Origin of the sequence: Microbacterium enclense, assembly GCA_038182865.1 — a bacterium.
Taxonomy (GTDB): Bacteria; Actinomycetota; Actinomycetes; order Actinomycetales; family Microbacteriaceae; genus Microbacterium; species Microbacterium enclense_B.
Map to the genome: position 1 here is coordinate 1,309,656 of CP116226.1, position 24,590 is coordinate 1,334,245.

22 protein-coding genes are annotated in these 24,590 nt (G+C 70.2%); 8 read left to right on the top strand and 14 right to left on the bottom strand.

Annotated elements, in window-relative coordinates; translation table 11 throughout:
* Positions 1–206: 206 nt before the first annotated feature.
* From PIR02_06165 to PIR02_06175, 3 genes are all read left to right on the top strand, one after another.
* A complete protein-coding gene (locus tag PIR02_06165) occupies positions 207–1,361 on the top strand; it encodes an acyltransferase (GenBank protein WZH38250.1) in 1,155 nt (384 codons plus the stop codon).
* A gap of 9 nt (positions 1,362–1,370) precedes the next feature.
* Entirely contained in the window at positions 1,371–1,526 is a 156-nt protein-coding gene (locus PIR02_06170; GenBank protein WZH38251.1) for a hypothetical protein, read from the top strand.
* A gap of 345 nt (positions 1,527–1,871) precedes the next feature.
* Entirely contained in the window at positions 1,872–3,365 is a 1,494-nt protein-coding gene (locus PIR02_06175; GenBank protein WZH39085.1) for an SDR family NAD(P)-dependent oxidoreductase, read from the top strand.
* A 120-nt stretch (positions 3,366–3,485) separates the two neighbouring features.
* On the opposite strand, the gene PIR02_06180 is transcribed toward PIR02_06175, so the two are convergent.
* Positions 3,486–3,833, bottom strand: coding sequence for a hypothetical protein (locus tag PIR02_06180; protein WZH38252.1), 348 nt, complete (start codon positions 3,831–3,833; stop codon positions 3,486–3,488).
* Between the two features lie 256 nt (positions 3,834–4,089).
* Here PIR02_06180 and PIR02_06185 point away from each other — a divergent pair, with 256 nt between their 5' ends.
* Genes PIR02_06185 through PIR02_06205 form a run of 5 tightly spaced genes read left to right on the top strand, consistent with a single transcriptional unit; the run spans position 4,090 to position 9,746 of the window.
* The gene (locus PIR02_06185; GenBank protein ID WZH38253.1) at positions 4,090–5,640 is read left to right on the top strand and encodes a carboxyl transferase domain-containing protein; all 1,551 of its coding nucleotides are present in this window, start codon (positions 4,090–4,092) and stop codon (positions 5,638–5,640) included.
* A gap of 5 nt (positions 5,641–5,645) precedes the next feature.
* A complete protein-coding gene (locus PIR02_06190) occupies positions 5,646–7,790 on the top strand; it encodes a biotin carboxylase N-terminal domain-containing protein (GenBank protein WZH38254.1) in 2,145 nt (714 codons plus the stop codon).
* The gene (locus tag PIR02_06195; GenBank protein WZH38255.1) at positions 7,787–8,359 is read left to right on the top strand and encodes a MaoC family dehydratase; all 573 of its coding nucleotides are present in this window, start codon (positions 7,787–7,789) and stop codon (positions 8,357–8,359) included. The genes PIR02_06190 and PIR02_06195 overlap by 4 nt, the downstream gene beginning before the upstream one ends.
* Positions 8,359–9,144 carry a CoA ester lyase gene (locus PIR02_06200; protein WZH38256.1) on the top strand — a complete coding sequence of 262 codons (786 nt, stop codon included), beginning with the start codon at positions 8,359–8,361 and terminating at the stop codon, positions 9,142–9,144. The genes PIR02_06195 and PIR02_06200 overlap by 1 nt, the downstream gene beginning before the upstream one ends.
* A complete protein-coding gene (locus PIR02_06205; GenBank protein WZH38257.1) occupies positions 9,141–9,746 on the top strand; it encodes a TetR/AcrR family transcriptional regulator in 606 nt (201 codons plus the stop codon). Before PIR02_06200 ends, PIR02_06205 begins: the two co-directional genes overlap by 4 nt.
* Positions 9,747–9,854: 108 nt before the next feature.
* On the opposite strand, the gene PIR02_06210 is transcribed toward PIR02_06205, so the two are convergent.
* The 13 genes from PIR02_06210 to PIR02_06270 all read right to left on the bottom strand — a co-directional run bounded on the left by PIR02_06210 (position 9,855) and on the right by PIR02_06270 (position 24,385).
* Positions 9,855–10,262, bottom strand: a complete 408-nt coding sequence (locus PIR02_06210; GenBank protein ID WZH38258.1) for an NUDIX domain-containing protein — start codon at positions 10,260–10,262, stop codon at positions 9,855–9,857.
* Positions 10,263–10,426: 164 nt separating this feature from the next.
* A complete protein-coding gene (locus tag PIR02_06215; GenBank protein WZH38259.1) occupies positions 10,427–11,758 on the bottom strand; it encodes a permease in 1,332 nt (443 codons plus the stop codon).
* On the bottom strand, positions 11,755–12,480 hold the full coding sequence (locus PIR02_06220) for an ABC transporter ATP-binding protein (protein ID WZH38260.1): 726 nt from the start codon (positions 12,478–12,480) through the stop codon (positions 11,755–11,757). Before PIR02_06220 ends, PIR02_06215 begins: the two co-directional genes overlap by 4 nt.
* Positions 12,481–12,656: 176 nt before the next feature.
* A complete protein-coding gene (ppsA, locus tag PIR02_06225) occupies positions 12,657–15,083 on the bottom strand; it encodes a phosphoenolpyruvate synthase (GenBank protein ID WZH38261.1) in 2,427 nt (808 codons plus the stop codon).
* Positions 15,080–15,919 (bottom strand): pyruvate, phosphate dikinase/phosphoenolpyruvate synthase regulator, encoded by an 840-nt coding sequence (ppsR, locus tag PIR02_06230; GenBank protein ID WZH39086.1) that lies wholly within the window; start codon positions 15,917–15,919, stop codon positions 15,080–15,082. Before ppsR ends, ppsA begins: the two co-directional genes overlap by 4 nt.
* Positions 15,920–16,193: 274 nt before the next feature.
* Complete coding sequence (locus PIR02_06235; protein WZH38262.1) at positions 16,194–16,442, bottom strand: hypothetical protein; 249 nt, start codon at positions 16,440–16,442, stop codon at positions 16,194–16,196.
* Between the two features lie 62 nt (positions 16,443–16,504).
* On the bottom strand, positions 16,505–16,831 hold the full coding sequence (locus tag PIR02_06240) for a hypothetical protein (GenBank protein ID WZH38263.1): 327 nt from the start codon (positions 16,829–16,831) through the stop codon (positions 16,505–16,507).
* Positions 16,828–17,253, bottom strand: coding sequence for a hypothetical protein (locus PIR02_06245; GenBank protein WZH38264.1), 426 nt, complete (start codon positions 17,251–17,253; stop codon positions 16,828–16,830). The genes PIR02_06240 and PIR02_06245 overlap by 4 nt, the downstream gene beginning before the upstream one ends.
* A complete protein-coding gene (locus PIR02_06250) occupies positions 17,228–17,527 on the bottom strand; it encodes a hypothetical protein (GenBank protein WZH38265.1) in 300 nt (99 codons plus the stop codon). Before PIR02_06250 ends, PIR02_06245 begins: the two co-directional genes overlap by 26 nt.
* A 10-nt stretch (positions 17,528–17,537) precedes the next feature.
* Complete coding sequence (locus PIR02_06255; GenBank protein ID WZH38266.1) at positions 17,538–18,125, bottom strand: hypothetical protein; 588 nt, start codon at positions 18,123–18,125, stop codon at positions 17,538–17,540.
* Between the two features lie 83 nt (positions 18,126–18,208).
* Positions 18,209–18,616: a hypothetical protein gene (locus tag PIR02_06260; protein ID WZH38267.1), complete on the bottom strand. Its 408-nt coding sequence runs from the start codon at positions 18,614–18,616 to the stop codon at positions 18,209–18,211.
* 64 nt (positions 18,617–18,680) lie between these two features.
* Entirely contained in the window at positions 18,681–18,983 is a 303-nt protein-coding gene (locus tag PIR02_06265; protein ID WZH38268.1) for a hypothetical protein, read from the bottom strand.
* The gene (locus tag PIR02_06270) at positions 18,968–24,385 is read right to left on the bottom strand and encodes a DUF6531 domain-containing protein (protein WZH38269.1); all 5,418 of its coding nucleotides are present in this window, start codon (positions 24,383–24,385) and stop codon (positions 18,968–18,970) included. Before PIR02_06270 ends, PIR02_06265 begins: the two co-directional genes overlap by 16 nt.
* Between the last annotated feature and the right edge of the window lie 205 nt (positions 24,386–24,590).

Below are 24,590 nucleotides of genomic sequence, written 5' to 3' on the forward strand. Positions count from 1 at the left end.
TACTCGGTAACCGTCAAACGACGTGGCCCTCATAGAGCGGTGCCCGTCAAGCCCCACGCCTCTCAGGGATCTCTTCACCCGGGAGGTGTACCGTCTCACCCGGTCTGCGCGACTTCACGTGCTCAGGTCGACTCCAACGGCGGTGTCGTCACCGGGTGGTGCGTTCGCGCTCGGAAACGACACGGGAGGCGATCACCATCAGCACCATGACGGTCCCCGTCTCCCCTCCCGTCGCCGCGGCTCCCGGGCCGCTCGACAAGGTTCGCAACCTCCCCTCCCTGACCGGACTGCGCTGGGCGACGGCGCTGCTCATCTTCGGTCACCACCTCATGGCGGTCGAGTACTTCGGCGGAACCGCGGGTGTCATCTGGGGCACCCTCTTCGAGGCCGGCAAGACCGGGGTGACGCTGTTCTTCATCCTCTCCGGCTTCGTGCTCGCGTGGGGGTACAAGCCGCAGCAGAGCGCCCGGTCGTTCTGGTGGCACCGCGTCGCGCGGATCTACCCCCTGCACCTCGTGGGTGTCGGACTCGCCCTCGTCGCTGCCGCGACCCTCGTGCCCGAGATCAGGACCGACGGCACCGCGCCGCTCGTGGCCAACGTCTTCCTCGTCAACGGGTGGGTTCCCGACTGGTGGCAGGCGGGCAACCCCGCGAGCTGGTCGCTCGTGTGCGAGGCGTTCTTCTACCTCACCTTCCCGTTCCTCATCCGTCCGCTCGCCCGCGCGTCGAATCGGGCGCTCGCCGTGGTGGTCGTGGCATCCCTCACCCTCGCCGCCTTCGCGCCGCAGATCGCGTCGATGTCTCCCGTGCCGCTATCGGCGGCATCGACGCCGTTGCTGCGGATGCCCGAGTTCGTGCTGGGCGTCACCCTCGCGTTGCTCATGAAGAGCGGCTCGTGGATGCCGATGAAGCTGCGCTGGACGGTCCCCCTGGCCGCGGCGGGATACGCGCTGTCGGAGGCGCCGACCCTGCCCGGCACCGACATTCACCCGGGACTGGCGGCGACCGTCGGCTTCTACGCCCTGCTCGTCGCGTCTCTCGCGAACGCCGACGCCCGCGCGAACTCCACCTTCCTCGCGCGGCCGCTCTGGCAGGAGCTGGGACGCGTGTCGTTCGCGTTCTACCTCGTGCACCTCCTCGTGATCGCGGCGGTGTCATCGGCATGGCCCGATGGGCACCCGCAGTTGCCGTGGCGCCAGGCTGTGCTGCTCGCGTTCGCGGCGTTCGGCATCGCCCTCACCCTGGCGTGGGTGATCCACAAGGCCGTCGAGATTCCGGCACAGCGGTGGCTCCTGCGGTACGACCGGTCACGCGCCGCGGTGCGACCCGCGCCCTTGATGGGCGCCACGGCTCGCAGCTAGGCTCGCCGGATGTTCTCGGCTGTCGGCGGTGTCCACCTGTTCATCCTGCTCACGTGGGTCCTCGCGATCGCCGTCATCGGGGCGGTCGCCTACGTCGTCGTGCGCCTGGCCGTGCTGAGTGCTCTCAAGGCGCACACGCGGTGGGTCGACGGCGGCAAGCCGTAGCGACAACCGGTCAAGGGAGCAACGGAGCGCCGTCCGCAGAACCGTTTGCGCGCCCCGCCGACGAGCAGGCGTCCGAGCCTTCTCAGCCGCGGGGGGACCACGTCGGCCCGATTCTTGTCCAGTGCTCGTGACATTCGTCGAGAGATCGATGCAAAAAGAACGCGAGCGCCTGGTTCTGCACGGGCGGGTCATCGAGGCGGCCGACGGCATCCTCCGCACGTGACCCATCCCGCGTCCAGCGAGCCCTCGGTACACTTCCCTGTGCCCGAAACACCCTCCACCCCCGATCGCGACGTCGCGCCGGATGCCACCGCGCCCGATGCCGCGGCTGCGCCGGTGACCGATGTGGACGCGGATGCCACGGACGCCGGTGCCGCGCCGGGCGTCGAGCCCGTGGCATCCATCGATCCGACCGAGCTCGAGATCGCGCTGCGTGTGATCGACGCGGCCTCCTCGCTCGACCGTGAAGACCCCGCGTACATCGCGCTGCGCCGCCAGACCGGCAAGCTTTACAAAGACGTCAAGCGGCAGTCGCGTCGCGAGAAGCGCCAGCGCATCGCCGATGCCGACCGTGCCGTCGTCGCCGCCACCGCGACGGGGGCGGCCGACCGCATCGACGACGAGACGCGCGGCATCCCGCTCGCGACCCGCACGACCACGCCGTTCGCAGGCGAGCTGATCAAGGCCCGCGCCTGCTACATCTGCAAGCAGGACTACACGCTCGTCGACGCGTTCTATCACCAGCTGTGCCCGGACTGCGCGGCGATGAGCCATGCGAAGCGCGACGCGCGCACCGACCTCACCGGCAAGCGCGCGCTGCTCACCGGCGGTCGCGCGAAGATCGGAATGTACATCGCCCTGCGCCTCCTGCGCGACGGTGCGCACACCACCATCACCACGCGCTTCCCGCGCGACGCTGTCCGTCGGTTCTCGTCGCTGCCCGACAGCGCGGACTGGCTGCACCGCCTCAAGGTCGTGGGCATCGACCTGCGCGACCCCGCCCAGGTGATCGGACTCGCCGAGTCGGTGGCATCCGATGGCCCGCTCGACATTCTCATCAACAACGCCGCGCAGACCGTGCGGCGCTCGCCGGGTGCGTACAAACCCCTGGTGGATGCCGAACTCGCGCCGCTTCCCGACGGCCCGCTGCCCGAGCTGGTCACGTTCGGGCACACGAACGATGCACACCCGCTCGCGCTCGCGCAGTCGGTGTCGTCGCACCCGATCCTCGCGTCGGCGGCCCGCACCGCCGAGGAACTCACGGCCGAGGCGATGGCCGCGGGTTCCTCGTCGCTCGAGCGGCTGATGACGGGCACCGCGATCGATGCGGGCGGGCTCATCCCCGACGAGGACCGCATCAACAGCTGGACGCAGTCGGTCGAGCAGGTCGAGCCGCTCGAGATGCTCGAGGTGCAGCTCGCGAACATGACCGCGCCGTTCCTGCTCGTCAGCCGGTTGCGGCCGGCGATGGCCGCGTCTCCTGCGCGCCGGAAGTACGTCGTGAACGTCTCGGCGATGGAGGGCGTGTTCGGTCGCGGCTACAAGGGACCCGGCCACCCGCACACGAACATGGCCAAGGCCGCGCTGAACATGCTCACGCGCACGAGTGCCCGCGAGATGTTCGAGACCGACGGCATCCTGATGACCGCGGTCGACACCGGCTGGATCACCGACGAGCGCCCGCACTTCACCAAGGTGCGCCTGGCCGAGGAGGGCTTCCACGCCCCGCTCGACCTCGTCGACGGCGCGGCCCGCGTCTACGACCCGATCGTGCGCGGAGAGGCCGGCGAAGACCTTTTCGGCATCTTTTTGAAGGACTACCGCAAGAGCTCCTGGTGAGCTCGCTCCCCACCCGCCCCGGCAACCCGTTGAGTGTCCAGAACACCCGGACGTTTTTCTGAGGCGTCCGGGTTTCTTGGACACTCACGGCCGGAAGAGCACCCACGTGCGGGTGAGCGCTCAGCGAAGTGGCCGCAGCACCTCTTCGTCCACCGGGAAAGCCACGTCATAGAACAGCTGCGGTGCGCCGATGGCGCCCCAATCGTCTTTCTTGACCCGGATGCCGGAGGTCGAGACCTCGGCGATGCGCACGCGCAGCCACGAACCGTCGTCGAGGCGCAGCTCGTACATGTCGGCGAGGTAGCCGATCCCGCGCGCGTCGAGCGTCTCCTCCGCGGTCAGCCAGTCGACCGCCTCCGTCACGCGCCGACCGAGGAGGTCGATGACGACGAAGCCGTCGCCTTGGGGCTCCATCCACCCGAGCACCTCGCCGTCAGGGCGTCGGTGCGCGATCCAGTCGCTGCGCATGGCGTCGAGTCTAGGAGGCGAGTCGGGCGGGCCTTCCGCGCGCTGAGTGTCCACAACACCCGGACGTTTTTCTGAGGCGTCCGGGTGTTGTGGACACTCAAGCGCAGTGAGACGTCTCGCGGTGTCGACCGCTGACCCCGCCGCTCGCGTGCGTACCACCCGCGCGCCCACCACGCGCCACTCGCACCGTGGACAACTCGATTACTGAGCAGTAACCTGATTCCCTTACCGACCGGTAACTCAACGAGGAGTTGTCATGACGCAGGCCTACCGCGATCTCGTCGCCGAGCTGCGCGAGAGACGCGAGGCGATCGCGAAGGGCGGATCGGATGCCGCGCGCGAACGCCACGTCGCCCGCGGCAAGATGCTCGCCCGCGACCGTATCGATGCGCTGCTCGACGTCGGCAGCCCGTTCCTCGAGGTCGCGCCGCTCGCCGCCTACGACCTGTACGGCGGGGACTGCCCCGCCGGCGGTGTGGTTGCGGGGATCGGGCTCGTGCACGGGCGGCACGTGATGGTGGTCGCCAACGACGCGACCGTGAAGGGCGGCACCTACTTCCCGATCACGGTGAAGAAGCACCTCCGCGCGCAGGAGATCGCCGCCGAGAACCGCTTGCCGTGCGTCTATCTCGTCGACTCGGGCGGTGCCTTCCTGCCGATGCAGGACGAGGTGTTCCCCGATCGCGACCACTTCGGCCGCATCTTCTACAACCAGGCGCGCATGTCTCGCGATGGGATCCCGCAGATCGCCGCGGTGCTCGGCTCGTCGACGGCGGGCGGCGCCTACGTCCCCGCGATGAGCGACGAGACGGTGATCGTGCGGAACCAGGGCACGATCTTCCTCGGCGGACCGCCGCTGGTGAAAGCCGCCACCGGCGAGGTGGTCACCGCCGAAGATCTCGGCGGTGGAGCCGTTCACACGCGGGTGTCGGGGGTCGCCGATCATCTCGCCGAGAACGACGAGCACGCGTTGCGCATCGTCCGCGACATCGTCGAGACGCTTGCTCCGGACGAGCAGCGGATGCCAGAGCCCGCTGCCGATCCCGAGAGGGACCCGCGGGAGCTCGAAGACATCGTCCCGGTCGAGCTCACCACCCCGTACGACGCGCGCGAGATCGTCACGCGGATCGTCGACGCCGGCAGCATCCACGAGTTCAAGCGCGAGTACGGCGAGACCCTCGTCACCGCCTTCGCCCGCATCGAGGGGCATCGCGTCGGCATCGTCGCGAACAACGGCGTCCTCTTCGGCGAGTCGGCCCTCAAGGGGGCCCACTTCATCGAGCTGTGCGATCAGCGCGGCATCCCGCTGGTGTTCCTGCAGAACATCACCGGCTTCATGGTCGGCCGCGAGTACGAGTCGGGCGGCATCGCCAAACACGGCGCCAAGATGGTCAACGCCGTCGCGTGCGCCTCGGTGCCCAAGCTCACCGTCGTCGTCGGCGGCTCGTTCGGCGCCGGCACGTACTCGATGTGCGGACGCGCCTACTCGCCCCGGTTCCTCTGGCTCTGGCCCGGCGCGCGCGTCTCGGTCATGGGCGGGCCGCAGGCGGCATCCGTCCTGTCCACCGTCCGCCGCGACCAGATCGAGGCGGGTGGCGGCGAGTGGTCGACCGACGACCAGGCCGCCTTCGAGGCGCCGATTCGCGCGCAGTACGAGCAGCAGGGGAGCCCGTACTACTCCACCGCCCGCCTCTGGGACGACGGCATCATCGAACCCGCGCAGACCCGCGACGTCCTCGCCCTCGCCCTCGACGTCGTCTCCCGTTCGCCCCTCGACGCGCCGGGTTACGGCGTCTTTCGGATGTGAGCCGCATGTTCACCACCGTTCTGATCGCCAACCGCGGCGAGATCGCCTGTCGCATCATCCGCACCCTGCGCTCCCTCGGTATCCGCTCGGTCGCCGTCTACAGCGATGCGGATGCCGGCTCCCGGCACGTCCACCTCGCCGACGTCGCGGTGCGCCTGGGCCCGGCGCCGGCGGCGCGCAGCTACCTCGACGTCGACGCCGTGATCCGAGCGGCGCGCGAGACGGGGGCCGAGGCGATCCACCCCGGGTACGGATTCCTCGCCGAGAACGCCGCCTTCGCTCGCGCCTGCGAGGAGGCCGGGATCGTGTTCATCGGCCCCGGTGCCGAGGCGATCCGCGTCATGGGCGACAAGATCACCGCCAAGCACGCCGTCGAGGAGCGCGGGGTTCCCACCGTTCCCGGCGTCGCGCGCGCGGGGATGACAGACGACGAGCTGATCGCCGCGGGTGATGAGGTGGGCTACCCGCTCCTCATCAAGCCGTCGGCGGGCGGTGGCGGCAAGGGCATGCACGTCGTCGAGGCCTCGGACGTGCTCCCCGAAGCGATCGCCGCAGCCCGGCGCGAAGCGGCCTCGAGCTTCGGTGACGACACCCTGTTCCTCGAGCGGTACGTGCGCAGCCCCCGCCACATCGAGGTGCAGGTGCTCGCCGATGCGCACGGCGGAGTCGTCCACCTGGGCGAGCGCGAGTGCTCGCTCCAACGACGCCACCAGAAGGTCATCGAAGAGGCGCCCTCGCCGCTGCTCGACGCCGAGACCCGCGCGCGCATCGGTCAGGCTGCGTGCGAGACCGCCCGCAGCGTCGACTACCGGGGCGCCGGGACGGTGGAGTTCATCGTTTCGGCCGACGCCCCGGATGAGTTCTTCTTCATGGAGATGAACACGCGTCTTCAGGTCGAGCACCCGGTCACCGAAGAGGTCACCGGCCTCGACCTCGTGGAGCAGCAGCTGCGCATCGCCGCGGGCGAGCCGCTCGGCTTCGATCAGGATGCCGTCACCCTCACCGGGCACGCGTTCGAGGCGCGCGTGTACGCCGAGGATCCGGCATCCGGGTTCCTGCCGACCGGCGGTCACGTCACGCGCGTGCGACACCCGGGCGGGGACGGGATCCGCGTCGACACCGAGCTCGAAGACGGTCTCGACGTCTCGGTCGACTATGACCCGATGCTCGCGAAGATCATCGCGTGGGGGAGTGACCGCGAGCAGGCTCGGCGGCGGTTGGTCGCCGCCCTCGGCGACACCGCGGTGTTCGGCTTCGCGACGAACGTCGAGTTTCTGCGAGCGCTCGTCGAGCTTCCCGACGTCGTCGCGGGAGACCTCGACACGGGGCTGATCGCGCGCGAGCTCGAGGGGCTCACGGCGGCTGCGGTCGACGAGCGCGTGTTCGCCGAGGCGGCTCTCCTCCTGGATGCCACGGGCCCGGTCGCGCCGGTGGGCGAGGCCGGCGCCTCGGGCGCGGCCGCGACCGCGCCGGCGGGCGCTGCCAGGGCCGCGGCCGCGCGCAACGCGTGGCACCGCCGCGACGGGTGGCGGCTGGGGGTGTCGGCACCGCGGCGCTACCGGCTCGCGGTCGGAGGCGAACAGCGCGCCCTCGAGGTGACGGGCGCGGGGGAGACGCTCGCGCTCGCCGAGCGTGCGCAGGTCGAGCGCGATCGGGAGGGAATTGCCCCCGAGGCCGCGCGTGCGGCGCGCCTCGAGCGCCACGGCGACGGTGTCGTCTCGGTGACCCTCGCCGGTCGCACGCGCACGTTCTCCGCGGAGGTCGACCCCGGCGGGGTGTGGATCGCGCGAGAGGGCGCGATGCTCCGCGTCGACACCATCGCCGCCGAGCACCGCGCCGACGCCGCCGCGGACGCCGACCCGCAGCTCGTCTCGCCCATGCCGGGCACCGTGGTGGCCGTCCACGTCGCCGAGGGGGCGACGGTCGAGGTCGGGGATGCCGTGATGGCGGTGGAGGCGATGAAGATGGAGCACGTGGTGCGTTCGAGTGTCGCGGGAACGGTCTCTCTGCAGGCGCGGGTCGGAGACGTGGTCTCGCGCGGACAGGCGCTCGCGGTGGTGTCGCCCGGCGCCCCGGTCGCCGACGCGGCGCCGAGCGCGCGGCGGGCGGGAGGCACGCAGGGCAGCGCCGAGGAAGGGAGCGCCGAGTGAGCGGCATCCGGATCATCCAGAGAGGGCTGTACGTCGATGAGCTGCAGGAGGGCGCGGTCTACGTGCACAGTCCCGGCCGGACGGTGACCGAGGCCGACAACGTGCTGTTCACGACCCTGACGATGAACACGCAGTCCCTGCACCTGGATGCCGCGTGGTCGGCGTCGACCGAGTTCGGTGAGCGGCTGGTCAACAGCATGTTCACGCTGTCGACGATGGTCGGTCTCTCGGTTTCTCAGTTGACCCAGGGGACGATCGTCGCGAACCTCGGTTTCAGCGACGTGCGTTTCCCCGCGCCGGTGCGCGTCGGCGACACGCTGTACGCCGAAACGCTCGTCGTGGGAAAGCGCGCCTCGGCATCCCGTCCAGGCCAGGGGATCGTGGACTTCGCCCACACGATGCGCAACCAGAATGGGGTGGTGGTCGCCGAGGCGCGTCGCTCGACGCTCATGCTCATGACCCCCGCCGCGGAGCCCGGCCCGGCCGGTGGCCCGGCCCCCGCGCCCGCCGCGGCGCCCGGCCCGGCCCCCGCGCCGGGCCCGGCCCCCGCCCCCGAACAGGAGTCCTGATGCACGGCCCCGCCCTGCTGTTCTGCCCCGCCGATCGTCCTGACCGCTATGCGAAGGCGGCCGCGGCGGCCGACACGGTGATCCTCGACCTCGAGGACGCCGTCGCTCCCGCCGACAAGGCTCGGGCGCGCGAGGCGCTCGTCGCGAGCACGCTCGACCCCGCGCGCGTGATCGTGCGCCTGAACCCCGCCGGGACGGCCGAGCACGCCCTCGATCTCGCCGCCGTTCGCGCGAGCGGGTACACCACCGTGATGCTCGCCAAGGCCGAGTCGGCCGCCGACGTCGACGCCACTCCGGGGCTCCGCGTGCTGGCACTGTGTGAGACGGCTCTCGGCGTCGTGCGCGCCGCCGAGATCGCCGCTCACCCCGACACCGCCGGGCTGATGTGGGGCGCGGAAGACCTCATCGCGAGCATGAACGGACGCTCGAGCCGCCTCGCCGACGGCCGTTACCGCGATGTCGCCCGCACCGCCCGCGCCACCGTTCTGCTCGCCGCGCGCGCTCACGGCAAAGCCGCGATCGACGCGGTGCACCTCGACATCGCCGACCTCGACGGCCTCCGCGCCGAGTGCGAGGATGCCGCCGCCTCCGGGTTCACCGCCACGGCGTGCATCCACCCGACGCAGGTGGCCACGATCCGCGCGGCCTTCGCGAGCTCCGACGAGGAGCGCGAGTGGGCGCGCGCCGTGCTCGCCGAGGCGGAGGGGCAGCCCGGCGTCTTCCGCTTCCGCGGGCGCATGATCGACGAGCCCGTGCTGCGTCAGGCGCGGGAGATGCTGCGGTGAGCGCGAGCGCCGACACCCCGCCGACCTGGCGGGCGACGCAGAAGGCCAACCGCCGTGCGTCGCTGATGCGCTCGGCCGCGGCGCTGTTCGCCGAGCGCGGTTTCGCGGCCGTGTCGACGGTGGAGCTCGGTGAGGCGGTCGGGATGAGCGGCCCCGCGCTGTACAACTACTTCCCCAGTAAAGAGGCGCTGCTCGCCGAAGTGCTGGTCGACGCGAGTCAGCGCCTGCTCGAGGGGGGCCGCGCCCTCGTCGCCGAGGCCGGGGAGCCGACGGACGTGCTGGCGCGGCTGGTGCGATTCCACCTCGACTTCGCCACGGCCGACCCCGACACGATCCGCATCCAAGACCGCGAACTGGCACAGCTCCCTGCCGAGGCGAATCACCGCGTGCGCAGCCTCCAGCGGCAGTACGTGCAGGAATGGGATGCCGTGCTCGCGGCGGTCCGCCCCGAGCTCGACGCCGACGAGCGCCAGGCACGTCTGCTCGGCACGTTCGGTTTGCTGAACTCGACCCCGCACAGTGCGGTCGTCCCGGCCGGTCGAACCGCCGAGATCCTCGCCGCGATGGCGCTGCGCGCGTTGGTGGGGCCGGACGGGGCCTGACGCGCGTACCGTCCTGCGGGTGTTGTCGGCGACACGCCGCGGAGCGGGCGCGGTCAGCGGCGTGTCAGCCTCCGACTCCGCGTGACGGTACGCCCCTCCGCGGCCCCGTCACTCCGGCAGGAAGTACTCCCGCGCCAGCGGGGCGATCTCGATTCCGGATGCCGTCGAGGCGGTGACCCAGCGCAGCTCCGCGATCTCGGCATCCGGGGTCGGCTGCTGGGAGCCGATGTCGACGCGGAACACGTCGGCGACAACCTCGAAGCCGGGCTCGTTGGCGGCGACGGCGGCGAATTCGCCCAGCGGTTCGAGGGCGGCAGGGTCGACGTCGAGGTGGATCTCCTCGGCGAGCTCGCGGGCGAGGGTCTCGGCGGGCGTCTCCCCGGCTTCCGGCTTGCCGCCGGGCTGCATGAACGCGGTCGTCCCGGCCTTCCGCACGAGCAGGAGGCGCCCGTCGGCGTCGGTGATGACCGCCGCCGAGACGCGGATTCGGCGCGGGGTCGTGGCATCCGTCTTCACCCCCGCACGCTAACACCCGCGCCGGTTCCGCCCCGCGATCCTCACCGCGGAGAGCGTTGAGTGTCCAAGACACCCGGACGAGTGCCCCCATCCATCCGGGTGTCCTGGACACCCAACGCTCCGCGGGCGGTGCCGCCCCCGAATCCCGGCACCGCCCGCCCGCGTCACACCGTGCCGCGGCGGATCCCGGTCACGATCGGGCGCGTCGAGGCCAGGGCCGCCGCCACCAGCGCGAAGCCGGCGACGAACGTCAGCGCGATCGTGGCGACCGACAGCGGGGCGACGAGCAGGCTCATCCCGACGATCGGGAACGACAGCACCCCACCCAGCGCGGCGCCGCCGATCGCGGCCCACCGCAGGGGCACCATGACGGTGAGACGGCGTGCACGGCGGAGTTCGGCATCCGGGATGCCGAGACGGTCGAGGCCCACGATCAGATCGCGCTCCTCGAGCACAGACGCCGCCTGCGTCACCCCCACCGCACAGGCGAGCAACACGAAGGCGATGCCGAGAGTGAGGAGCACGCCCGTGCGGATGTCGGCCATGAGCGTTCCCTCGGTGCCTTCGGCCATGTCGGCGAGGGCGAGACCGCATCCGGCGACCACCGCGATGAACGACACGATCGCCATGCCCGACACGCGTCGCCACGAGGCTCCGGCGTGGGCGGCGAGTTCTCTGCCGGCGACGAGGTGCGCCGCGCTGTTCGCCCGCCGGGCCATGGCCCGCCCACGTGCGGCGACGATCGGCGCTCCCACGAGGTTCAGCAGCGCCATGCCGCCCGCGAAAACGCCGAGCAGCACGGCCAGAGCGATCGCCGGGCCCAAGAGCTCGCCGACGAGGCTGAAGTTCGCCACCACCAGAGCCACCCCGGCCAGCACGATGACCCCGACGATCAAAGCGAGCCGACGCGACGGCGGGGCGTCACGGCGCGTGCGCACCCCGAGCGGTGTCACGGTCACCTTCCGCAGGCTCGCGGCCGCGCTCGCCGCGGCGATCGCGACCACGCCGGCCGCGACGCCCGCTCCGAGCAGGGGCTCGATCGCGACCGAGGCCATTCCCACCGGACCGCCGAAGAACGGCAGCAGACCGACCAGCGGCAGCAGGGCGACGTACAGGGCCACGCCGGCGACGGCTCCGACGGCGGCGACCAGCGTCGCCTCGAGCACGGTGAGCGACCAGATCTCGCGGCCGCTCGCGCCGAGAAGGCGGAGGGTCGCGAGTCGGTCGTTGCGGCGGCGGCTCGACAGCCGGGCGGCGGCGGCTCCCAGCGTCACGAGGGGCACGGCGAGCAGCAGCAGGGCGAGGGAAGCCAGGATGCCGTAGAACCCGTCTTCGCTCTGGGCACGTGGGTCCACGAGGAACATGTGTGCTCCGCCGGCGACCACGAGCAGCAGAGCCGTGGTCACGGCGAAGGCGACGGCGGGGAGCACGATCGCGGCGCGACCTTGCCGACTCGGCCGCGAGAGCAGCCGGGCCAGGGGGAGAACGGTGCTCATCGCGTGACCCCCGGGGTGATGGTGGACGCGGCCGCGGTGTCGCCGATGATGTGGCCGTCGCGCAGACGCACGATGCGGGAGCACCTCCGGGCGACCTCCGCGTCGTGCGTGACCATGACGAGGGTCCGGCCCTGCCCGGTGGTCGCCTGGAGGAGCGCGTTGAGGACATCGGCGGAGGTGGCCGAGTCCAGAGCGCCGGTGGGCTCGTCGGCGAATACGACGGGTGCCCCGGTCACCTGTGCGCGGGCGATCGCGACGCGCTGGGCCTGTCCGCCGGACAGCTGACCGATGCGGCGGTTCTCCATGCCCGCGAGCCCGAGGGCAGCGAGCCACTGCGCGGCGTGGCGCTCGGCATCCGGGCGCCTCTTCCCGGTGAGCAGCAGCGGGAGCGCGGCGTTCTCGACGGCGGTCAGCTCGGGCAGCAGCAGGTGCTCCTGGAAGACGAAGCCGAGGAGTGTGCGGCGTACCCGCGCCCTCTCGCTCTCGCTGAGGCCGACGAGTTCGATGGGCTCGGCGCCCGGGGGCGACAACACGACGGAGCCCGAGTCGGGCGAGATCACGGCGGCGAGCGTGTGCAGCAGGGTGGTCTTGCCCGACCCCGACGCCCCCATGACGGCGACGGACTCGCCGCCGCGGATGGTCAGGGACACGTGGTCGAGGGCCGACAACTCGCCGTAGCGCTTGACGAGCCCGGTGGCGGTGAGGACAGGGGAGGAAGTCATGGTTCCATCCCAGCCCCGCGGTACCACGGGGTCATCCATCCGGGGAGGTATCCGCATCCGCCGCGGGTCTGATCCCGTCCCTCGCCCTCGGTCGTGCAGCGTCGAGCGTCCCAGACACGCCGTGACCGGTACCGGAGAGACGGCGTGTCTGGGACACGGAACGGGTAGCAGCCGCGCTACTCGCGGGGTCGGATCCCCAACTGCGCCTCGGTCAGCACTCGTCCCGCGGGCCGCTCGTTCGCGGCCAGGGCGAGCCACGTCTCGACCACCGTGTCGGGGTTCAACGACAGCGAGTGGATGCCGCGCGCCACGAGCCACTCGGCGAAGTCGGGGTGGTCCGACGGCCCCTGCCCGCAGATTCCGACGTACTTGCCCTGACGTCGACACGCGTCGATGGCCATGCCGAGCAGGTGCCGCACGGCCGGGTCGCGCTCGTCGAACGCGGATGCCATGAGCGCCGAGTCGCGATCGAGTCCGAGGGTCAGCTGGGTCATGTCGTTCGAGCCGATCGAGAAGCCGTCGAAGTGCTCGAGGAACTGTTCGGCGAGGATCGCGTTCGCGGGGAGCTCGCACATCATCACGACGCGCAGCCCGTTCTCGCCTCGCCGCAAGCCATTGGTCGCCAGGAGGTCGAGGACCGCCGCGGCTTCGCCCACGGTCCGCACGAACGGCACCATGATCTGCACGTTCGTCAGGCCCATGTCGTCGCGCACGCGCCGCAGCGCCTCGCACTCCATGTCGAAGCAGGCGCGGAACTCGGGCGAGACGTACCGGGCCGCCCCGCGGTAGCCGAGCATCGGGTTCTCCTCGTGCGGTTCGTAGAGCGGCCCGCCGATGAGGTTGGCGTACTCGTTCGACTTGAAGTCCGACAGGCGCACGATCACCGGCTCCGGGGCGAAGGCCGCGGCGATCATCGACACGCCCTCCGCCACGCGCTGGATGAAGTACTCCTCGGGCGACGGGTAGGCGGCGATGCGGCAGCGGATGTCGTCGGCGAGCTCCCCGTCGAGCGTGTCGAGGTCGAGCAGGGCGCGCGGATGGATGCCGATCTGCCGGTTGATGATGAACTCCAGCCGCGCAAGCCCGACGCCCGCGTTCGGCAGCCGCGAGAAGGCGAAGGCCTGGTCGGGGGTGCCCACGTTCATCATGATCTTGGCCGGGGGCTCCGGCATCCGGTCCAGCTCGGTCTGCTCTTCGACGAAGGGCAGGATGCCGCCGTACACGAGGCCGTCGTCGCCTTCGGCGCACGAGACGGTGACTTCTTGCCCGTCGGTGAGGGCGTGTGTGGCGACCCCGGTCCCGACGACGGCGGGGATGCCGAGCTCGCGGGCGATGATCGCGGCGTGGCACGTGCGGCCGCCGCGGTCGGTGACGATCGCCGAGGCGCGCTTCATGATCGGCTCCCAGTCGGGGTCGGTCATGTCGGCCACGAGCACGTCGCCGTGCGCGAAGTCGGCCATCTGGTCGATCGAGGTGAGCACGCGCACGCGGCCCGCGCCGATCCGCTGACCGATCGCGCGTCCCTCGAGCAGCACGGGGCCGCGTTCGGCGAGCACGAATCGGCGCAGCACATTCGCCGACTGCCGCGACACGACCGTCTCGGGCCGCGCCTGCAGCACGTAGAGCTTCCCGTCGACGCCGTCCTTGCCCCACTCGATGTCCATCGGCCGGCCGTAGTGCTCCTCGATGACGAGGGCGATGCGGCCGAGCTCCTCGACCTCCGCGTCGGTGAGCGAGAAGCGGGCCCGGTCGGCGGCATCCACTTCCACGAACGCGGTGCTGCCGTCGACGTGGATGCCGTCGGTGTAGCGCATCGCGATGGCCTTCTCGCCCACGGAGCGCTTGAGGATCGCGGGGCGACCCGCGCGCAGGGAGGGCTTGTAGACGTAGAACTCGTCGGGGTTCACGGCTCCCTGTACCACCGCCTCGCCGAGACCGTAGGAGCTGGTCACGAACACGGCGTCCTCGAAGCCCGACTCGGTATCGAGGGTGAACATGACGCCCGAGGCGCCGACGTCGGAGCGCACCATGCGCTGAACCCCGGCCGAGAGGGCGACCTCGTGGTGGTCGAAGCCGTGGTGCGCGCGGTACGCGATCGCGCGGTCGTTGTAGAGCGACGCGAACACGCGCCGGATCGCCTGGAGGATGTTCTCGATCCCACCGATGTTCAGGAACGTCTCCTGCTGGCCCGCGAACGAGGCATCCGGGAGGTCTTCGGCGGTGGCGCTGGAGCGGACGGCCCAGGTCACGGCATCCGGATCCTGCTCGTTCGCCACGAGCTCCGCGTAGGCGGTGCGGATGTCGGCCTCGAGGTCGGCGGGGAAGGGCTGCTCCTCGATCCACACGCGCACCAGGGCGCCGAGCTGGCTGAGGGCCGCGACGTCGTCGACGTCGATGCCCTCGACCGCCGCGCGGATGCGCTCGTCGAGTCCCGCCTCGGCGAGGAAGCGCCCGAACGCCTCGGAGGTGGTGGCGAAACCGGGCGGGACGCGGACATCAGCGGATGCCAGGTGCGACACCATCTCGCCGAGGGAGGCGTTCTTTCCGCCGACCTGGGCGAGGTCCGTCATGCCGATCTCGTGGAAATGCAGGATGTTGGTCACAGGGTGGGCCTTTCGTGGGGGCGATCGCGCAGCTTCATCGACTGCAGGATCACGGCGGACATCTCCTCGACGCTCCGGGTCGCGGAGCTGAGGAACGGAATGCGGTTGCGGCGGTAGAGGTCTTCGGCCCGACGGATCTCGAGGGTGCACTGGGCGAGGCTGGCGTACGTCGACTGCGGGCGCCGTTCGTGGCGCACCTGGCTGAGCCGGAGGGCCGTGGTCGTCAGACCGAAGCAGCGCTCGGCATGGGGCGCGACGATGCGCGGCAGCCCGTCGGCGGGGAAGTCGTCGTCGGTGAGGGGGTAGTTCGCCACGAGCAGGCCGTAGTGAAGGGCGAGGTACATCGTCGTCGGGGTCTTCCCGCACCGGGACGGCGCGACGATGATGACGTCGGCGGTGTCGAGCGCACGGCCGCTCTGGCCGTCGTCGTGCTCGATCGCGAACTCGACCGCGCGCATGCGGGCGAAGTACCTCTCGAGATCGCCGAGCCCGTGGTACTGGCCGGAGCGCTGCTCCGCGGGGGTGTCGAGCGCTTCCTCGAGCTCGGTGAGGTGACCGGCGAGCAGGTCGATGACCACCGCCGCGGAACCGGCGATCTGAGCCCGGATGCCGGCATCCTTCACCGTCGCGAAGACGATCGGTGCTGCGTCCGGCGTCGTCGCGCTCTGCAGCGCCGCGGTCACTCGCGACACCGGCGTGACGGTCCCGACGAAGGGGATCGTGTGCCGGTCGAAGTGCGCGCCCGGGAAGTTCGCGAGCAGGGCGCTGCCGAGGGTCTCGGCGGTGATCCCCGTGCTGTCCGACACGAAGAACACCGCGCGCGTCGCGGCGCTCAGCACGGTGTCCGCGGCGTCATGGGGTGGGCCATGCGACGACGCTAGGGAGGTTCGCGCGGAGTTTCCGCGAGCTGCGCGGATAAGAAGCGGCTTTCTTGCCGCTTGGATAAGTGACTGGAGCTAGGACGCGGGTTCGTCCGTCTGGACCGCGGGCAGACCGTTCGGGATGAGCGTCACGAGGTGCGCGGAGACGTCGCCGACCTGAACCTCGTAGGCGCCGGGTCGGAGATCGGTGGCGACGCCGGCGAGTTGTCGAAGGTGATGTCCGCCGGCATCAGCGACTCCCGCCCAGGATGCCGGTGATCTCGGCCTCGATCGCGTGTGCGCGCGCGGCGATCGCGGGCCTGTCCTGGTGCACGGCGGGCGCGAGCCGCGTGAGGACGCCCCGCAGGCGCATCAGGATCTCCGTACCGGTCGACCCGCCCGCGATCGCGTCGTCGATCTCACGGGACCAGTTGTGGTGCGCGGCGGCGTCGAGCTCATCGCGCAGGGCTCGCGCTGCCGTGAGGACGTCGTATGCCATGAGAGGACCTCCTGCTGGTGTGACGGAGCGAGGAGGGTTCGAAAGCCTACCGACTCGGTCATTCATAAATGGATCATCCGAAGCGTCCCCGATGTGTAGGTCTGCTCCCGCCTGTCGGATGAACCGCAGGGCCGCCACGACCAGAGCAGCTTCGAGAACCCGGAGATCTTCAGAGCGGCACCGTCGAGAGACGTGTCCACGTCGCCGGTGAGGAGAATCCTCATGTCGCCATCAAACGAGATGCACAATTCCTCGCCGTCAAGGATCACCCCTTCGAGCGTCGACATGTTGTCGTAGGGTCGCCCGAACCACCCATCGGGCAGGACGAGACCCACATAAGCCGAACCCTCGAAGTGCGAGCGGATGACTGCTGCGACGCCGGGTGTCATGAACTCACTCCTCCTCCCCGCATCGTGTGGCTCCGGGCGTCCTCGGCGGACGGGTAGACCTCGCCCCAAGCGATCACCTCGGGGACCTCACGCAGTGTGGCCCCCGGGTCGGACGCGATACAGATGGAAACGAAGACGGGGTAGTCGTCGAGCTGCCAGAGGTCGTCACCTTCGAAGCGGTTGAAGAGAACGAGCTCGCTCAGGCCCTGGGGGAATCCGAGGTCCTGCCCACGGGCCGCAGGTGAGACCGTGACGCGGAGGCCGTGTCGTCCGGTGGAGAGCGCGACTCTGCTCGCCAGGTCGCACCTGAAGAGGCCCGAGAAGCGGGCGCTCTCCAGGGACGACAGGAAGAACGGGTGGGGCGGGACGCCGGGTGCGGGCTCCTCGGCGGGTCCGTCAGATGAGGCGAGTGAGCGAGTCATAGACGTCCTCTCGGAGCTCGTCGATCTTTCGGTTGTTCTCAATGTCGGGGACGTTGCCATCCATCACGACGAGGTCGGTGAACGAGTTCATGCCTCCGAAGATTGCCCGAACGCGGGCGGCTGCTTCGCCAACCTCGTCCGGGGTGCCGGCCTGAAGAAGGTCGCCGATCACGCCGTCGAAGAACGTCGCGTATCGATCTTCATCAACGGTTCTCAGCACCTCGGCGAGTGCCGACAAATGTCCGACGGCACGGTCGACGAGTCCCGTCGTCATCGCGTGCTCCTCATCGCTCTTGCAGGGGGCGGGCGGCGTCGGGGATCGGGAGGTCGGGGCGGTACTCCCGGAAGTACTCGATGAGCTGCGGGTAGCCGAGCATGATGCCGGTGGCGGAGAACCGGGTCTTCGAGCCGGTCTTGCCCAGGATGCCGCCGTAGTTGCTCGTGATGTGAGGGGCGAGACCGGTGATCTCCGCGAGCGGGATCTCCCGGGGCGCGGCGATCATCGGGAAGGACCAGATGGTGTCAGGGGTGACCTCGAGCCGCAGTCGGTGCATTCCCTTGGCGAGGAGGACGAACAGGATGCCACCGACGATCATCGCGGTACCGGCGATTCCCATTGCGGGCGACGACGGGGGACGGGTAGCGGCGACCAACGCGATGATCGCTCCCAGGACGATGACGGTGATGCCGACAGTGCGGATGAGCACTCGTTGCCCGCGTCGTGTGGAGACGACGAAAAGAACGTTGCCCTTGGTGGCCTTGTAGGTGGCGGTCGCCGGTGAGCGGCGGACGCCCCCGGACACCGCGAGTGTGATGACGACCATCGCCGCGACGGCGATTCCGACGCTCACGGCGGTGGTGGCGAAGTTCACTGTTCAACTCCTCATTCTGCGGTTTGTCGAGTTGCCTCGAGGCCCGGGAAGCTGACTGGGCTTCTCTTTCGCTCCAGCGCCGTTCAGCCGAACATCTCTTCGCTGCGTTTGTGCTTGATGTCCTTCAATGCTTTCTCGGTGTGTGGCCACTCGGCCGGGCTGACACGCTTCTCGACGTCCGCGAGTCGCGTTCGAATGAATTCTGCATAGCCGGGATCCATGAGCCCCGACTCCTCGCGATCGCCCGTGAAGAGGCGCCGGATGAGATCGATTGAGTACCAGTCATTTTCGCGGCGCGAAGTTCCCGGACGAAGGTCGAGGAAGAGCTGCCCCCGGTCCGTGAAGAAGCGGAAATGGAGACTGTCCGACGCGAACTCGACGAGGGAGTCGCCCCCGTTGACCGTCGACTCTTCCGCATGCGTCACGTCATATACCTCGTTGTCCAGGAGAAACGGCAGGTATCTGTGAATGAAGGAGGTGATCTGATCCACGTACATCAGCCCTTCGGGTGGTCTCTGCCCTGGATACGCGATAACTCGCCACGACCTCCTGCTGTTAGGCCGCGAGGCGGAGCAGGCATTCGTAGACGGCTGTCCTCAACTGATCGATCCTCCGATTGCTCTCGACATCTGGGGTGTTGCCACTCATGACGACGTAGTCGTTGAACGTGTTCATCCCGCCATACATCGCCAGGCCGCGATGGACGGCTTCTCTTATGTCGCTGGGATCGCTCGCGTGTCGTAGGTCGCCCTCAAGGCGCGCGAAGAACTCCGCATATCGCGCCGCGCCGACGGAGTCGAGGACCTCCGCCAGAACTGAGACCTGCGCAATCGCGTCGTCAACTAATTGAGAGGCCATTGATCCACCACCTGCACTCCCGGGATCTCCCAGGGCTTTTGAACGACGATTTGTTCGGTGCCACCCATGTAGAGCCCACCCTGATTCCCCACGGTCCCCGTGTGGATCTGTGTCCCCGCAGGGATGTGCACCGCGAACCCCGTGTCGAGGGGGGCGGGTGTGCCGTCTTGCCACACCGGCGGGATCGCCTTGTCGATGCGGGTTTGGATCACGCCCGCGGGGGGCTCCGCGGAGAAGAACTGACCCAGTGGACTCCCCTGAGTCGAGCCGGCGCGGTACAGGACGGTGTCCGCGTCGAGCACAGATGTCCGGTACACGCCACCGGAGAACGTCTCGGCGAGATTCGGGGGAAGGACATCGAGTTTGGTGATGGTGTTGCTGGCGGGGATGCGGTTGAGGGCGCCGGCGGTGACGGTGGAGATGGCGGCGCCGGAGGCGGCGTTGGAGAGGAGGCCGCCGGGGGTGATGGGTTGGCCGCTGATGAGGTATTGGGCGGTGTTCTCGACGGCGCCTTGGGCGGCGTTGACGCCGCCGCGGGCGAGGAGGCCGCCGGCGGCGCCTGCTCCGGGGATGAGGCCGAATGCGCCGGTGAGGGCGACTTGGCCCCAGTTGACGTCGCCGGTGGTGGCTTTTTGGATGATGGTGTCGGCGCCGGCGCCGATGAGGGCGGCGCCGATGGGCCCGCCGACGCCGGTGGCGATCATGACGCCGCCGGCGATGACCATGGCGCCGCCGGCGACGTATTCCCAGTTCTCGTTCCACCATTCGCCGATGGCGTTGCCGGCGGTGGCGAGGGCGCCTTGGTGGGCGGTGGCGTAGGCGGTGAGTTGTTCGTCGGTGACGGGTTGCAGCCCGAGGGGGTCGGTGGCGTGGAGGGGGTCGTTGCCGGCGAACGAGTAGGGGTTGGCGGCCCAGGCGGCGCCGGCGGGTGCGGTGAGGGGGTCGGTGCTGAGGAATCCGCGGGTGGTGGGGTCGTAGGCGCGGGCGCCCATCCATTCCAGCCCGGCGACCTCGAGTCCCCCGGCGGGGCTGAGAGCGACTGTCCCCCCGCCGAGGGTGTTGGCGGTGGTGAGCGCGGCCCAGGGGTCGTCGGTTCCGGTGGTGCGGGTGCCGCGCCATCCGCCGGTGCTCCAGGTGTCGCCGATGCCGGTGATCGCGCCGGGGGCGTGGAACACGTCCGTGTCGCCGACGGTGAGGGGGGTGGCGGCGTAGGTGCCGGCATCCCAGGTCAGGGGGGTCCCGTCGACCTCGGCGAGCTCACCGAGTGCGTTCACCCGCAGGTCGGTGCGGCGGGTGCCGTCGGGGGTGTGCTGGGTGATCGCGCGGATCCACCCGCGGTCGTCCCAGTCGTACTGGGTCGACTCCGTCGGGGTGGTCTCTGTCGTGCGGCGTCCCTGCCCGTCGTAGGCGTAGGTCGTGTCGCCCTCGGGGGCGGTGAGGGTGAGGAGTTGCCCGGCGGTGTCGTATGCGAAGGAGCGTTCGGTGTCGTCGAGGGTTTCGCGGATGAGGCGGCCCGCGGTGTCGTACTCCCACGTGTTCGCACGGCCCTCGGACACGGCGGTGAGGAGTTGCCCGGCGTCGTCGTGGGTGTAGCGGGTGGTGCCGTCGGGTCCGTCGATGGCGGTGATGCGGCCGTCGTCGTCACGGGTGATGCGGGTGATGACCGCCCCGTCGGTGTCGGTGCGGGTGTGCGCGACCGGGTACCCGCCCTGGTACTCCCAGGTCTGCAGGCTGTCGCCGGCGCGGGCCTCCAGAATCCGACCGAACGCGTCACGGGTGTAGTGCACCGCGCCCAGGCGGGAGTGGTCGATGCGGGTGAGGTGCCCGGCGGCATCCCTGGTGTAGTCGACGGTGGCCCCGTCGGGAGTGATCAGGCGGGTGCGGGCGCCGTCCGCGTCGTACTCCCACCGGGTGGAGCGACCCTCACTCGTGCGCTCGGCCAGACGATCGAGGCGCGTGAACCGGAGGGTGTGGGTGGTCGGCTCGTCGGTGGTGTGGTCGATGATCGTCGCCGTGCGGGTGCGCGCGTCGCGGCGGATTTCGGTGACTTTCCGTCCGTTGACGGTGAGCCCGGATTCGAGGCCGGCGTCGTCGTACGACCATTCCGTGACCGTCCCGTCGGGGCTGGTCTGCCGCACCTGCCGCCCCGCGGCGTCGTAGTCCGCGGTGGTGACGCGGCCGAGCGGGTCGGTTTGGGAGGCGACCTTGTCCAGCGGCGTGTAGGTGCGGGTGGTGATCCCACCGGCGGGGTCGGTGATCGACACCACACGGCCCCGATCGTCGTACGCGTACCGGGTCACCCCACCGATGCCGTTGGTCGCGGCGACGAGTTGGCCGGCGGCGTCGTAGGAGAAGCGACGGATGCCGAACCGCGCATCCTGCGCGAACGTGGGGCGTCCGACCTTGTCGTACCCGAACCGCGCAACACCCGCACCCGGAACTCGCTCGCGCACCACCCGACCGACCTCGTCGTACTCGATCTCGGCACGCTCCCCCGTGGGAAGCACGCGCGCGATGACACGGGAGTCGGCGTCGTACTCCAGGGCGGTTCGCGCGCCCATGGGGTCGATCGCGGCGACGGGGCGACCACAGGAGTCGTACTCGTAGCGGGTGGTGCGACCGGCGGGGGTGGTGATGGCGGTGACACGACCCGCGCGGTCGCGTTCGAGGCGGGTGAGCCCGCCATCCGCGTTCAGCACCTCCACCGGACGGCCACACGGGTCGTACGTGATCAACGATGCGTCGCCCGCGGCATCCTGGATCCGTTCCGGACGACCGAAGGAGTCGTACCGGACCGAGGTCTGCTCGAACGCCGTCTGCACCGTGCGGGTCGCGTCCGCCCGTGACACCTCCGCCGACACACCCGTGGGATCCGTCGTCCGCACCAGCTCGCCGACGGCGTCGTACTCGTGGGTCCAGACGCCGCCGGCGGGGTCGGTGATCTCGCGGAGGCGGGAGAGGGCGTCGTGGGTGAAGCCCCAGGCGGCGCCGTCGGGGAGGGTGACGCCGGTGACGTTGCCGAACTCGTCGAACGCGCGGTCGATGGTGCGGCCGAGGGGGTCGGTGGTGCGGGTCAGCCCACCGTGGGGCCCGTACTCAAGTTCCGTGCGCGCACCGAGCGGGTCGACGACCGCGGTGATCTGCCCGCCGGGGCCGTGTTCGTACCGCCAGACCGCGCCGTCCGGGTCCTCCCGGGATGCCAGGGAACCGGTGCCGTCGTACACGTACCGGGTGACCGCCCCCAGCGGCGTGATCGCTTGGGTCACCCGACCGGACCCGTCGCGCACCATCCGCGCGATGGCGCCGTCGGCGTTGCGGGTGGCGACGAGTTCACCGTGCGCGTCGTAGTCGAAGCGGACGACGACACCCTCGGGGTCCTCCACCCGGCGGAGGAGGCCGTCGGCCCAGTCGAGTTCGGTGACCCCACCGCCGGGGTCGGTGACCCGGGACGGGTTCCGTTCGAGGTCGTTCGCGTAGTCGTACTGCACGATGCCGCCGCCGGCGGTGACGACGGTGGTGACACGATCCTGCTCGTCGTACCCGTAGGTGATGTCCGCGCCGTCGGGGGTGACGGTGCGGGTCTTCCGCCCCCGGGCGTCGTACGCGTGGACCGTGACACGGCCCTCACGATCGGTGACGGACACGAGGTTGCCGGACGCGTCGTAGGCCATGGATTGGCGGTTGCCGTCCGTATCGATGACACCGACCAGACGGCCCTTACGGTCGGCGATCCAGGTGTTCGCGTTCGCCCCGTCCGCGTCAGCGACCTCCGTCACCCGCCCGGAGAGATACGTGAAGCGGGTGTGACGCCCGAACTCGGTGATCTGCTCCCGCACCCGGCGCTGCGCGTCGTACACGTTCGTGCACTCGATCACCCCGGTCGCGGCGGTGACCTGGTCGATGAGGTCGTCCTCGGTCCACCGGTAGGTGCGCGTCCCCGCGTCCCCGGTCGCCGCGGTCAAGCGACGCTCGTCGTCGTACAGGTACTCCACCCGGCGCCCGTCCGACGCCGACACCGACGCGATCAGCCCGTCGACGTACTCCACCTTCACACGGCGATCGCGGGAGTGCTCCAGAGCCGTCACGGCTCCGGCCCCGTCACGCAGAACGGTCACGACATTGCCTGCCCCGGCACCTGCGCCGACCCAGTCGCCGCCGGTGGTGAACGCCCACCACCCGCCGGTGTTATCGGTCACGAGCAGCCCGTCCGGGGCGTCCAGGCCGCGCGCCGCGAGCTCAGCAGCGGTGGCTCGGTTGAGCCAGTAGTTCTCCCCCGCCGCCCGCGCCCACTCCCGCCCGTCGGCGCCGAACACGACGTGACGCCCGTCCGCCATCACGAACCGCGCCTCGTCCTCGCCCAGGCGCAGGGTGGTGTCGAGGATGGAGGACCACCCGCGGCCGAACACCCCGCCACCGTCGTCGAGGGAGTTGTACATCCGCGTCACCGACAGCAGCCCCGTCGCCGCCGGGAACGGAAGATCGTTCTCCGGCTCCAAGAAGTTGCCCGTCGCGGAGTTCACCGGGTCGTTCACGAACCCCGTCGTCGGAGCCCCACCCCACGCCGTCGGCGGATCGATCACCAGATCCTGACGCGTCGCCGACACCCCCGCCGCCGCCAAAGACGCCGCCAACGCAGCATCCGACACCGTCCCCACCCCACCATTGGTCCCGGCATCCTCGAACGCCTGCGCAATCGTGTTCGCCCACGCCACATCGTTCGCATTCGCGTCCAACCACGCCCGGAAACCCGCCACGACCGGGCTGACATCGATCCCGCCGAAATCGCACGTCCGCATGAAGTCGCCGGTCCACTCCGTCAACCGCCCGGGGTGCGCCGACAGCCCGGCATCCAGCTCGGCGTTCCCGTTGGCGAAGGTGCGGAGGTTCTCGGGCCGCGCCGACGAAGTACCGCCCCCGCCCCCACCACTTCCCGGGGCCGGTGTCTGCCGCGTCGACGGCGTCAGCGCCGTCGACTGGAACACCGGCGGGTCGATCGGGCCCGCGGTGGGCGGCGGCTCCTCGCCGAAGATGTCGTCCCACGTCGCATCCAGCCAATTCGACCGGCGCGCCTCGACACGATCACGCCACTCCCGCGCCCGGCGACGCCGCGCGTTCTCCTCCCGGGCGGCGTCGTTCAGGCGCCCGATGAACGACGCGATGTCGCGCAACCGGAACACCAGCTCACGCGCGTCGCTGGCCGCGATCTCGGCGTTCGCGGCGAACAGCTGGCTGAAGTGCCCCTGGAAATCGGTGTTCGCCGTCGCAACGTTCGAGATCCGCGACCCGCTTTGATCCTCGATGTGGTTCGCCGCCGCATTCGCCGCGGAGGCCACCGCGTCCGCTGCCCCGAAGTCGTACGTCAGATCCGGTGCCCCATACACCTCGAGATCGACATCACTCATCGCAAACTCCCCCCGTTGTCCCCCGGTCACACTGCGACCGCTCACGGCGACACAAAGGATAACCCCCGACCCCGAACACCCCGTAAGACTTGATTTTCGTCCGCTTCCGGCCTATTTCCGGTCGTGCACAGCCCTCCCGCCGCGGCGCCCCTCACCCGCTCTTCGTGCCGCGCGCGCTCACGCAGCACAGCGCCCCGGGCACGCT

What these genes read in the sequence shown, in the direction of transcription:
- PIR02_06185 (WZH38253.1), top strand. Translation starts at nt 4,090, where the DNA reads ATGACGCAGGCCTACCGCGATCTCGTCGCCGAGCTGCGCGAGAGACGC.
- PIR02_06170 (WZH38251.1), top strand. Translation starts at nt 1,371, where the DNA reads ATGTTCTCGGCTGTCGGCGGTGTCCACCTGTTCATCCTGCTCACGTGG.
- PIR02_06240 (WZH38263.1), bottom strand. Translation starts at nt 16,831, where the DNA reads ATGACACCCGGCGTCGCAGCAGTCATCCGCTCGCACTTCGAGGGTTCG.
- PIR02_06245 (WZH38264.1), bottom strand. Translation starts at nt 17,253, where the DNA reads ATGACTCGCTCACTCGCCTCATCTGACGGACCCGCCGAGGAGCCCGCA.
- PIR02_06180 (WZH38252.1), bottom strand. Translation starts at nt 3,833, where the DNA reads ATGCGCAGCGACTGGATCGCGCACCGACGCCCTGACGGCGAGGTGCTC.
- PIR02_06220 (WZH38260.1), bottom strand. Translation starts at nt 12,480, where the DNA reads ATGACTTCCTCCCCTGTCCTCACCGCCACCGGGCTCGTCAAGCGCTAC.
- PIR02_06250 (WZH38265.1), bottom strand. Translation starts at nt 17,527, where the DNA reads ATGACGACGGGACTCGTCGACCGTGCCGTCGGACATTTGTCGGCACTC.
- PIR02_06165 (WZH38250.1), top strand. Translation starts at nt 207, where the DNA reads ATGACGGTCCCCGTCTCCCCTCCCGTCGCCGCGGCTCCCGGGCCGCTC.
- PIR02_06265 (WZH38268.1), bottom strand. Translation starts at nt 18,983, where the DNA reads ATGGCCTCTCAATTAGTTGACGACGCGATTGCGCAGGTCTCAGTTCTG.
- PIR02_06190 (WZH38254.1), top strand. Translation starts at nt 5,646, where the DNA reads ATGTTCACCACCGTTCTGATCGCCAACCGCGGCGAGATCGCCTGTCGC.
- PIR02_06270 (WZH38269.1), bottom strand. Translation starts at nt 24,385, where the DNA reads ATGAGTGATGTCGATCTCGAGGTGTATGGGGCACCGGATCTGACGTAC.
- PIR02_06215 (WZH38259.1), bottom strand. Translation starts at nt 11,758, where the DNA reads ATGAGCACCGTTCTCCCCCTGGCCCGGCTGCTCTCGCGGCCGAGTCGG.
- PIR02_06200 (WZH38256.1), top strand. Translation starts at nt 8,359, where the DNA reads ATGCACGGCCCCGCCCTGCTGTTCTGCCCCGCCGATCGTCCTGACCGC.
- PIR02_06235 (WZH38262.1), bottom strand. Translation starts at nt 16,442, where the DNA reads ATGGCATACGACGTCCTCACGGCAGCGCGAGCCCTGCGCGATGAGCTC.